Below are 7,785 nucleotides of genomic sequence, written 5' to 3'. Positions count from 1 at the left end.
GACGGAGATCACCTGACCGCCCAACAGGATTTCTGCTGTCCGCGAGCAGGGACTCAACTGTCCGCCAACAAGGATTTTCCAGCGTCCGCTAGCACTCACTTCGTATTGCTCGCAGAGGGCTTTGAACGACGGCAGCTTGTCGCCGGGCTTCAGTCGCCCGGATGCGACCTGATCGCGGATTTCGCGGGCGACCTGTAGATATGCAGCTTCAGACATCGGTGGTGCTCCCAGCTTGGCGGCTGGCACAAGCAGACCACACGACCCCGGGAACCTACAACACATTGTGCTGGAGGCGTTGACGCTAGATACATTGTATCTTAAGTTGCTGGTGGGGCTACTGAGCTTGGCGGCTTGATGCCCCGCCGTGGGTGTCTGGCCTGGTCCCCCGTCTGGGGTGGGCACCCGCGGCACCGTCCTGGCGAGTGGCGGGAGGCCCGGTGAGAAGTGGGAAGCGCGGGACTCCCCGGCAGGTGACCGACCTTCGGGAGCGGGATGCGGGTTCAGCAGAGCGGGCGGCGTAGTGACGCGCCGCGTTTCCTACGACGACTACCTCCTCGCGGCGGCGATGACCCTCGCCCGCCGGCACCAGCCCGTGTGGTGCTGGCGTCGGTGGCGTCGGGTCTGCCGCTGCGGGGCCGAGTTGCCCTGCCGGGCGCGGCACCGGATCCCGATCCGGCGGGGCCACTGGCCGGGGGAGGAGCACTGACCACCGACCAGGTGATGTGGCTCGTCCTCGCCGTGCACCTCAACGGGCTCGACGGCATGTGCGTCGGGTGCCGGGCGTGGTGGGGGAGGCTGTCGCCGTACCCCTGCTGGCAGGTCGACTGGGCGACCAGCCGGCAGGCGCGGGCGCGGACCGCCCGTTTCCTGGGTGGCCTGCCGTGACCATGCACGGGCCGGTGCCGCCGGTCTGGACCTGCGGTGGCTGCGACCTGCCGTGGCCGTGCCCGACCCGCAAGCGTGAGCTGCGGGCGGAGTTCGACCGGGCCCCGGTCTCGCTGGCGCTCTACATGGGGTCCTACTTCGTCTGGGCGGCCGAGGACCTGGCCTGGTTGCCGGCGGGCACCCTGCATCGGCGGTTCGTCGGGTGGGTGCGGTGAGCGTCCTGCGGCCCGGTGACGAGAAGTTCCACTACAGCGACGGGTCGCACAGGTGGATCCCGCCCGGGCCCGACTACGACCAGCCCGACTGCGACCAGGAGGTCTGGGACGAACAGGTGCGCCAGCACAAGCTGCGCCACCTGGCGGGTGAGAAGCCGAAGCCACGTTTCCGGATGCGCTCGATCTGAGCGGCCGAATACCTTGCGACCCGGTCGATGGATGGGTCAGGGTCGCGACATGACGAACTCTCACGCCGGCACTCCCGCTGAATTCCCCACCCGCTCGTTCGGCTGGTCGGACATGTTCCTCAAGCCCGAGGACGACCCGCGCTCCACCGGCGGTTTCGACGACGAGCGCAGCGTCCTGGTCAACTACCTCCGCGACCACCGCCTGACCCTGGAACTCAAGTGCGCCGACCTGGACGCCGAGGCGCTGGCCCGGCGCGGCGTGCCGCCGTCGACGATGTCGCTGCTCGGCCTGGTGCGGCACATGGCCGAGGTGGAGCGGGGCTGGTTCCGCCGCACCATGGCCGGCGAGGACGCGCCGCGGATCTGGTGCACCGAGGACGACCCGGACGGCGACTTCGACGGGGCGGTCGCCGACGACAAGGTGGTCGAGGAGGCGTGGGCGGCCTGGCGCGAGGAGGTCGCGTACGCCGAGCGTTTCGTCGCCGAGACTGCCGACCTGGGCGTCAAGGGGCACCGGGGTGACCTGACCATCTCGCTGCGCGAGCTGCTGGTGCACATGATCGAGGAGTACGCCCGCCACAACGGCCACGCCGACCTCCTCCGCGAGCGGATCGACGGCCGGGTCGGCCAGTGACCGACGGGTCATCGCATCGTCGAGGGGGTCCGGGCTGGCCGTGTTCGGCGGCGAACCCCGGCACGCCGGGGACGGTCGCGGAGGCGGTGGCCGTACAGGATCGGTTGCGGCCGCTCGCGGACCTGGTCGGGCCGGGTCCGCGCCGGCCGGCGACGGTGGCCGGCCTCGACGTCGCGTACGCGGAGACCGGTGACCTGCTCGCGGCGGCCGTCACGGTGCTGGACGCCGCGACCCTGGCGGTGGTCGACCGGGCGGTCAGCGTGGGGCGGCCGGCGTTCGACTACGTGCCGGGGCTCTTCGCCTTCCGGGAGCTGCCGGCGTTGCTGGCCGCGCTCGACGGGCTGACCGTCCGCCCGGAGCTGCTGGTCTGTGACGGGCACGGGCTGGCCCACCCGCGCCGGTTCGGGCTGGCCTGTCACCTGGGCGTGGTCACCGGGCTGCCGGCCATCGGGGTGGGCAAGACGCGGCTGGTCGGCGAGTGGACGGAGCCCGGGCCGCGGCGGGGTGACAGCACGCCGCTGGTCGACGGCGGTGCGACGGTCGGGCGGGTGCTGCGGACCCGGGACGGGGTGAAGCCGGTCTTCGTCAGCGTCGGGCACCGCATGAGCCTGGACAACGCCGTCGACCAGGTGCTCGCGCTCACCCCGCGCTACCGGCTGCCGGAGACCACCCGCACCGCCGACCGGCTCTGCCGCGACGCCCTCACCGCCGCCACGCCGCCTGGCTGAACCCGGCGCCGAACCGGAGCGGTGGCAGCCATGCGCGCCGGCCGGAGAGGGTAACGCCGCACACCTGCGGAGCGCTCTATGACCAGGGCCCCACCTCGGCCGGTAGTACCCTGACCGCCGGACCCCAGCGGGGTGGAGACGGTGAGGTGGACATGTCCGTGCGTCGGCACATGGCGCGGCTGATGACGGTCGGCGCACTGCTCGGCGGCCTGGTGGCCGTCGGGGCGGCGCCGGCGTACGCCGACGAGGACCGGGTCGGGGTGCGTGCGGCGAGCAGCTTCAACGCGGGCGGATCCCCGGGTGGCGTCTCGATGGAGGTGCGCAAGCGCACCGAGGGCTGTGTGCTGCTGCGCAGCGGGCTCGGGCTGCGGCTGGACGGGCTGGCCCCGGACCAGGTGAAGGTCGAGGTGAACTACGGGGGCCGCTGGTTCCCGGTGCCGGTCTCCGGCGGCGGGGGCAGCGTGGTCACCGACCGCACCTCGCCGGCCAAACCGACGTTGTGCAAGGGGAAGAGCATCACCGTTCGCTACCGGGTCGCGTTCCTCGCGGGCGCGCCAGCGGGTCGGTTGGAGGTGATCGGCGAGGCGACCACCGCGGTCGGCGGGCTGATCGGCCGGGGCGCCGACACCTCCCGGGTCGGTGGCCGCGCCGCCGCGAGCGCCTCGCCGACCCCGAGCCGCAAGCCCACCCCGAGCGCGACCGAGACCCAGGCCGCAGTCACGGACGAGCCGACCCAGGCCGTCCTCGCCGCCCCGACCACCGGCCAGGCCACCGCCGCTGCCGAAAAGTCCTCCGGAGGATCCATGATCATGTGGTTCGGTATCGCCATGGTCGCCGTCGGCGCCGGGCTGATCGCCCTGCTCGTCCGCAACAACCGCAAGGACCGGGGGCACGCCGACGAGCGGACGGCGTACCCGGGTGCCCCGGTGCCCCGCAACCCCGGCCCGACCACCTACCGCTCCGACGGCGGGGCGCCCGGCGCGACCCCCACGCCGACCGGCCAGGTGTACGGCCAGCAGGCCGCCCCCGCGCGCCCCGGCGGCCTGTACGGCGGGGCCGGCGCGTACCCGACCGTCTCGCCCGCCCCCCGCCCGGCCGGCGGGATGTACGGCGCCCCGACCTCGGCGCCGCCCGCGTCGAACCGGCCCGCCTCGGCCCCGCCGGCCACCCCGCCGGGCCCGCCGCCCGTCGGCCACGGCGGTGACGCGACGACCTTCGCGCCCCGCCTCCCCGGCTAGGACGGGGCGGACGCTGCCGCTCCGTTAGGCTCAGGTTCGTTGACGACCTGCTGGCGAGGAGCGAAACCGGTGTCTGACCTGTCCCAGATCGTGAAGGCGTACGACGTCCGGGGGACGGTGCCCGACCAGTGGGACGAGCGCGCGGCCGAGGCGCTCGGCGCCGCCTTCACGCAGGTCCTCAACGACACGGGCGAGCCGGGCGAGGCCGTGCTCATCGCGCACGACATGCGCGCCACCGGCCCCGGCCTGGCGAGTGCCTTCGCCACCGGCGTGCGGGCCGAGGGCCGTACGGTGATCGAGCTCGGGCTGGGCTCCACCGACATGCTCTACTACGCCTCCGGCGCGCTGGGCCTGCCCGGGGCGATGTTCACCGCCAGTCACAACCCGGCGCAGTACAACGGCATCAAGCTGTGCCGGTCGGGCGCCCGCCCGATCGGGCAGGACAGCGGCCTGGCCGACATCCGCGACCGGGCGCAGGCGCTGCTGGCCGGCGGCGAGCGCCCGGCCGGTGCGCCGCAGGCCCCGGCCCAGCGGCGTGACCTGCTGCCGGACTACGCCGCGCACCTGCGCAAGCTGGTGGACCTGTCGACCATCCGGCCGCTGAAGGTGGTCGTGGACGCCGGCAACGGGATGGGCGGCTACACCGTGCCCACCGTGCTCGGCGACGCCGCCCTGCCGGCCCTGCCGCTGGAGATCGTGCCGCTCTACTTCGAGCTGGACGGCACCTTCCCCAACCACGAGGCCAACCCGCTCGACCCGAAGAACCTGGTCGACCTCCAGCGCGCGGTGGTGGCGCACAGCGCCGACATCGGGCTCGCCTTCGACGGCGACGCCGACCGCTGCTTCGTCGTGGACGAGCGCGGCGAGCCGGTCTCCCCGTCCGCGATCACCGCCCTGGTGGCGGCCCGCGAGCTGGCCAAGCACCCCGGCTCAACGGTGATCCACAACCCGATCACCTCGCGTGCCGTGCCGGAGATCATCCGCGAGCACGGCGGCGAGCCGGTGGTGGCCCGGGTCGGCCACTCCTTCATCAAGGCCGAGATGGCCCGCACCAACGCGATCTTCGGCGGGGAGCACTCGGCGCACTACTACTTCCGGGACTTCTGGTTCGCCGACACCGGCATGCTCGCCGCCATGCACACCCTGGCGGCCCTCGGCGAGCAGTCCCAGCCGCTGTCGCTCCTGGCCAGCGTCTACGAGCGGTACGTCGCCTCCGGTGAGATCAACTCCACGGTGGCCGACCAGGCGGCGAAGGTCGCCGAGGTGCGCGCCGCGTACCCGGAGGCGGACGCCGACGAGCTGGACGGCCTCACCCTGCGCTTCCCGGACGGCGCCTGGTTCAACCTGCGCCCCTCCAACACCGAGCCGCTGCTGCGACTCAATGTGGAGGGCGCGACCGAGGAGCGGATGATCTCGCTGCGCGACGAGGTGCTGGAGCGGGTTCGCCGATAAGATCGCCTGCGCCGGTCGGCACCGCCGGCCGACGAGACCGCACACGTGGAAGGAGCCGCACCGTGGCCCTGGACCCGCAGTTGCTCGAGATCCTCGCCTGCCCGGACACACACCACGCCCCGCTGGACTACGACGCGCAGGCGCAGACCCTCACCTGCACCGAGTGCGGTCGCGTCTTCGAGGTGCGCGACGACGTGCCGGTGCTGCTGCTGGACGAGGCGCGCGGCGGCCCGGCGGCGCAGCCGTGATGGAGGGTACGGCCGGGGTCAGCGGCCGGCGGGTGGCCGACGAGTCCGTCCTGGACGACCCGGACACCATCGCCGAGCAGGACCCGGGCGGCATGCTGCGGTTCACCGCCTCCGCTGGCGCCCAGGTGCGCGAGTCGGCGAGCCTGGCCGCCGAGGCCAACCTGTCGCTGCTGGAGGACGGCGGTCGCCCCCGGGCGGTCGTCATCGCCGGCATCGGCACCGCCGGGCGTACCGGTGACGTGCTCGCCACGGTGGCCGGGCCGCGCTGCCCGGTGCCGGTGATCCCGCACCGCAGCGCCGGCGTGCCCGGTTGGGTGGGCGCGGCCGACGTGGTGATCGCGGTCAGCGCCTCCGGTCGCAGCCCCGAGGCGCTCGGCGCCGCCGAGGCCGCGCACCGCCGGGGCGCCCGGCTGGTCGCCGTCGGCGCGCCCGACTCGCAGCTCCAGGCGGTCGCCGAGCGGGCCCGCGCCCCGTTCATCCCGGTGCCCCGGCGCGCCCCGGCCCGGGCCAGCCTCTGGGCGCTCACCGTGCCGGTGCTGCTCGCCGCCCGTACGCTCGGCCTGGTGAAGGTCAACGAGGCGGATCTGGCCGAGACCGCGGCCCGGCTGGACGCCGACGCCGACCGGTGCCGTTCCAGCGCCGAGTCCTTCGTCAACCCGGCGAAGTCGCTGGCCCTCGGGCTGGCCGGGTCGATCCCGATCGTCTGGGGGTCGTCCCCGCTGGCCACCGTCGCGGCGCGGCGCTTCGGCGACACGCTCTCCGCCAACGCCCGCTACCCGGTGGTCACCGGGGCGCTCGGCGAGGCCGGTCGCGGTCGCGTCGGCCTGCTGGACGGCGTCTTCGGCGGCCTGGTCGAGTCGGCGCGGGACATCTTCGCCGACCCGGACGAGGCCGAGGGCGACCCGACCCGGCTGCGGCTGGTGCTGCTGCGCGACGGCGGGCTCAACGCCGAGGACGACACCGACGAGCCGCTCGCCGTCGAGGAGCGCCGCGCCGACGCGGTGCAGACCCTCGCCGAGCGGCGCGGCGTGCGTTGCGAGGTGGTGACCGCCGAGGGCGGCTCCGCGCTGGAGCGGCTCGCCTCGCTCGTCGCGGTGCCCGACTTCGCCTCGGTCTACCTGGCCCTGGCCCACGGCCTGGACCCGATGGCGGTCCCGGCGATCACGGAGATGAAGGAGCTGTCGAACCAGTGAGCGCAAATGGCGGGACGAAGGCGATCGTCGCCGCCCTGCTGGCCAACGTCGGCATCGCCGTCACCAAGTTCATCGCGTTCATCCTGACGGGTTCCTCGTCGATGCTGGCGGAGGCGATCCACTCGGTCGCCGACTCCGGTAACCAGGGCCTGCTGCTGCTCGGCGGCAAGCGGGCCAAGCGCGAGGCCACCCCGCAGCACCCCTTCGGGTACGGCCGGGAGCGCTACATCTACGCGTTCATCGTGTCGATCGTGCTGTTCAGCCTCGGTGGGCTGTTCGCGCTCTACGAGGCGTACCACAAGTGGTCGCACAAGGGGGGCATCACCGAGTGGCAGTGGGTGCCGGTCACCGTGCTGGTGGCGGCGATCATCATGGAGTCGTTCTCCTTCCGGACCGCGATCAAGGAGTCCAACCTCGTCCGGGGCAACCAGTCCTGGGTGAAGTTCATCCGTCGGGCCAAGGCGCCCGAGCTGCCGGTGGTGCTGCTGGAGGACTTCGGCGCGCTGGTCGGTCTGGTCTTCGCGCTCTTCGGCGTCGGCATGACCCTGATCACCGGCAACGGCCGGTGGGACGCGGCCGGCACCGCGATGATCGGCGTGCTGCTGGTGGTCATCGCGATCACCCTGGCGATCGAGACCAAGAGCCTGCTGCTCGGCGAGGGCGCCGAGCAGCACGACCTGGCGGCGATCGAGCAGGCGATCACCAGCGGCCCCGAGGTCGAGCGGATCATCCACATGAAGACGCTCTACCTCGGCCCCGAGGAGCTGATGGTCGCCGCGAAGATCGGCGTGCCGCCCTGCGAGAGCGCCGAGGAGCTGGCCCGCGGCATCAACGCCGTCGAGGCCCGGATCCGCAGCGCGGTGCCGATCGCCCGGTTGATCTACCTGGAGCCGGACATCTACAGCGCCGCCGCCGAGCGGGCCGGCACGGGCGCGGCCGCGCCCACCGCCGTACCGGGGCCGGAGGATGAGCCGGGCGAGGTGGCCGGGCAGGCCGGAGGCTGA

The 7,785-nt window shown here is 73.4% G+C and carries 11 protein-coding genes; 10 read left to right on the top strand and 1 reads right to left on the bottom strand.

What is annotated here, in order from left to right:
• Positions 1-216: GntR family transcriptional regulator (locus tag ABZ807_RS26620; RefSeq protein ID WP_357163446.1), on the bottom strand; the 216-nt coding region annotated here is incomplete at its 3' end.
• Positions 217-609: 393 nt separating this feature from the next.
• On the opposite strand from ABZ807_RS26620, the gene ABZ807_RS26615 reads away from it, so the two are divergent.
• The 10 genes from ABZ807_RS26615 (at position 610) to ABZ807_RS26570 (ending at position 7,785) form a co-directional block, all read left to right on the top strand.
• Positions 610-885, top strand: coding sequence for a hypothetical protein (locus ABZ807_RS26615; protein WP_357163443.1), 276 nt, complete (start codon positions 610-612; stop codon positions 883-885).
• A 2-nt stretch (positions 886-887) separates the two neighbouring features.
• The gene (locus ABZ807_RS26610) at positions 888-1,100 is read left to right on the top strand and encodes a hypothetical protein (RefSeq protein WP_357163455.1); all 213 of its coding nucleotides are present in this window, start codon (positions 888-890) and stop codon (positions 1,098-1,100) included.
• Positions 1,097-1,288 carry a hypothetical protein gene (locus tag ABZ807_RS26605; RefSeq protein ID WP_357163440.1) on the top strand — a complete coding sequence of 64 codons (192 nt, stop codon included), beginning with the start codon at positions 1,097-1,099 and terminating at the stop codon, positions 1,286-1,288. Before ABZ807_RS26610 ends, ABZ807_RS26605 begins: the two co-directional genes overlap by 4 nt.
• Positions 1,289-1,337: 49 nt before the next feature.
• Positions 1,338-1,922 (top strand): DinB family protein, encoded by a 585-nt coding sequence (locus ABZ807_RS26600; protein ID WP_357163437.1) that lies wholly within the window; start codon positions 1,338-1,340, stop codon positions 1,920-1,922.
• Positions 1,923-2,008: 86 nt separating this feature from the next.
• A complete protein-coding gene (nfi, locus tag ABZ807_RS26595) occupies positions 2,009-2,650 on the top strand; it encodes a deoxyribonuclease V (RefSeq protein WP_357163434.1) in 642 nt (213 codons plus the stop codon).
• 152 nt (positions 2,651-2,802) lie between these two features.
• Entirely contained in the window at positions 2,803-3,888 is a 1,086-nt protein-coding gene (locus ABZ807_RS26590; RefSeq protein ID WP_357163431.1) for a hypothetical protein, read from the top strand.
• A gap of 69 nt (positions 3,889-3,957) precedes the next feature.
• Positions 3,958-5,340, top strand: coding sequence for a phosphomannomutase/phosphoglucomutase (locus ABZ807_RS26585; protein ID WP_357163428.1), 1,383 nt, complete (start codon positions 3,958-3,960; stop codon positions 5,338-5,340).
• Between the two features lie 62 nt (positions 5,341-5,402).
• Positions 5,403-5,588: a Trm112 family protein gene (locus ABZ807_RS26580; RefSeq protein WP_357163425.1), complete on the top strand. Its 186-nt coding sequence runs from the start codon at positions 5,403-5,405 to the stop codon at positions 5,586-5,588.
• On the top strand, positions 5,585-6,781 hold the full coding sequence (locus ABZ807_RS26575; protein ID WP_357163422.1) for an SIS domain-containing protein: 1,197 nt from the start codon (positions 5,585-5,587) through the stop codon (positions 6,779-6,781). The genes ABZ807_RS26580 and ABZ807_RS26575 overlap by 4 nt, the downstream gene beginning before the upstream one ends.
• Positions 6,778-7,785 carry a cation diffusion facilitator family transporter gene (locus ABZ807_RS26570; protein ID WP_357163419.1) on the top strand — a complete coding sequence of 336 codons (1,008 nt, stop codon included), beginning with the start codon at positions 6,778-6,780 and terminating at the stop codon, positions 7,783-7,785. The genes ABZ807_RS26575 and ABZ807_RS26570 overlap by 4 nt, the downstream gene beginning before the upstream one ends.

It is taken from the genome of Micromonospora sp. NPDC047548, assembly GCF_040642975.1.
GTDB lineage: Bacteria > Actinomycetota > Actinomycetes > Mycobacteriales > Micromonosporaceae > Micromonospora.
This window is presented reverse-complemented; position numbering and strand designations above follow the sequence as displayed.

Coding starts and splice junctions, on each gene's coding strand:
- ABZ807_RS26610 (WP_357163455.1), top strand. CDS start 888: ATGCACGGGCCGGTGCCGCCGGTCTGGACCTGCGGTGGCTGCGACCTG.
- ABZ807_RS26600 (WP_357163437.1), top strand. CDS start 1,338: ATGACGAACTCTCACGCCGGCACTCCCGCTGAATTCCCCACCCGCTCG.
- ABZ807_RS26590 (WP_357163431.1), top strand. CDS start 2,803: ATGTCCGTGCGTCGGCACATGGCGCGGCTGATGACGGTCGGCGCACTG.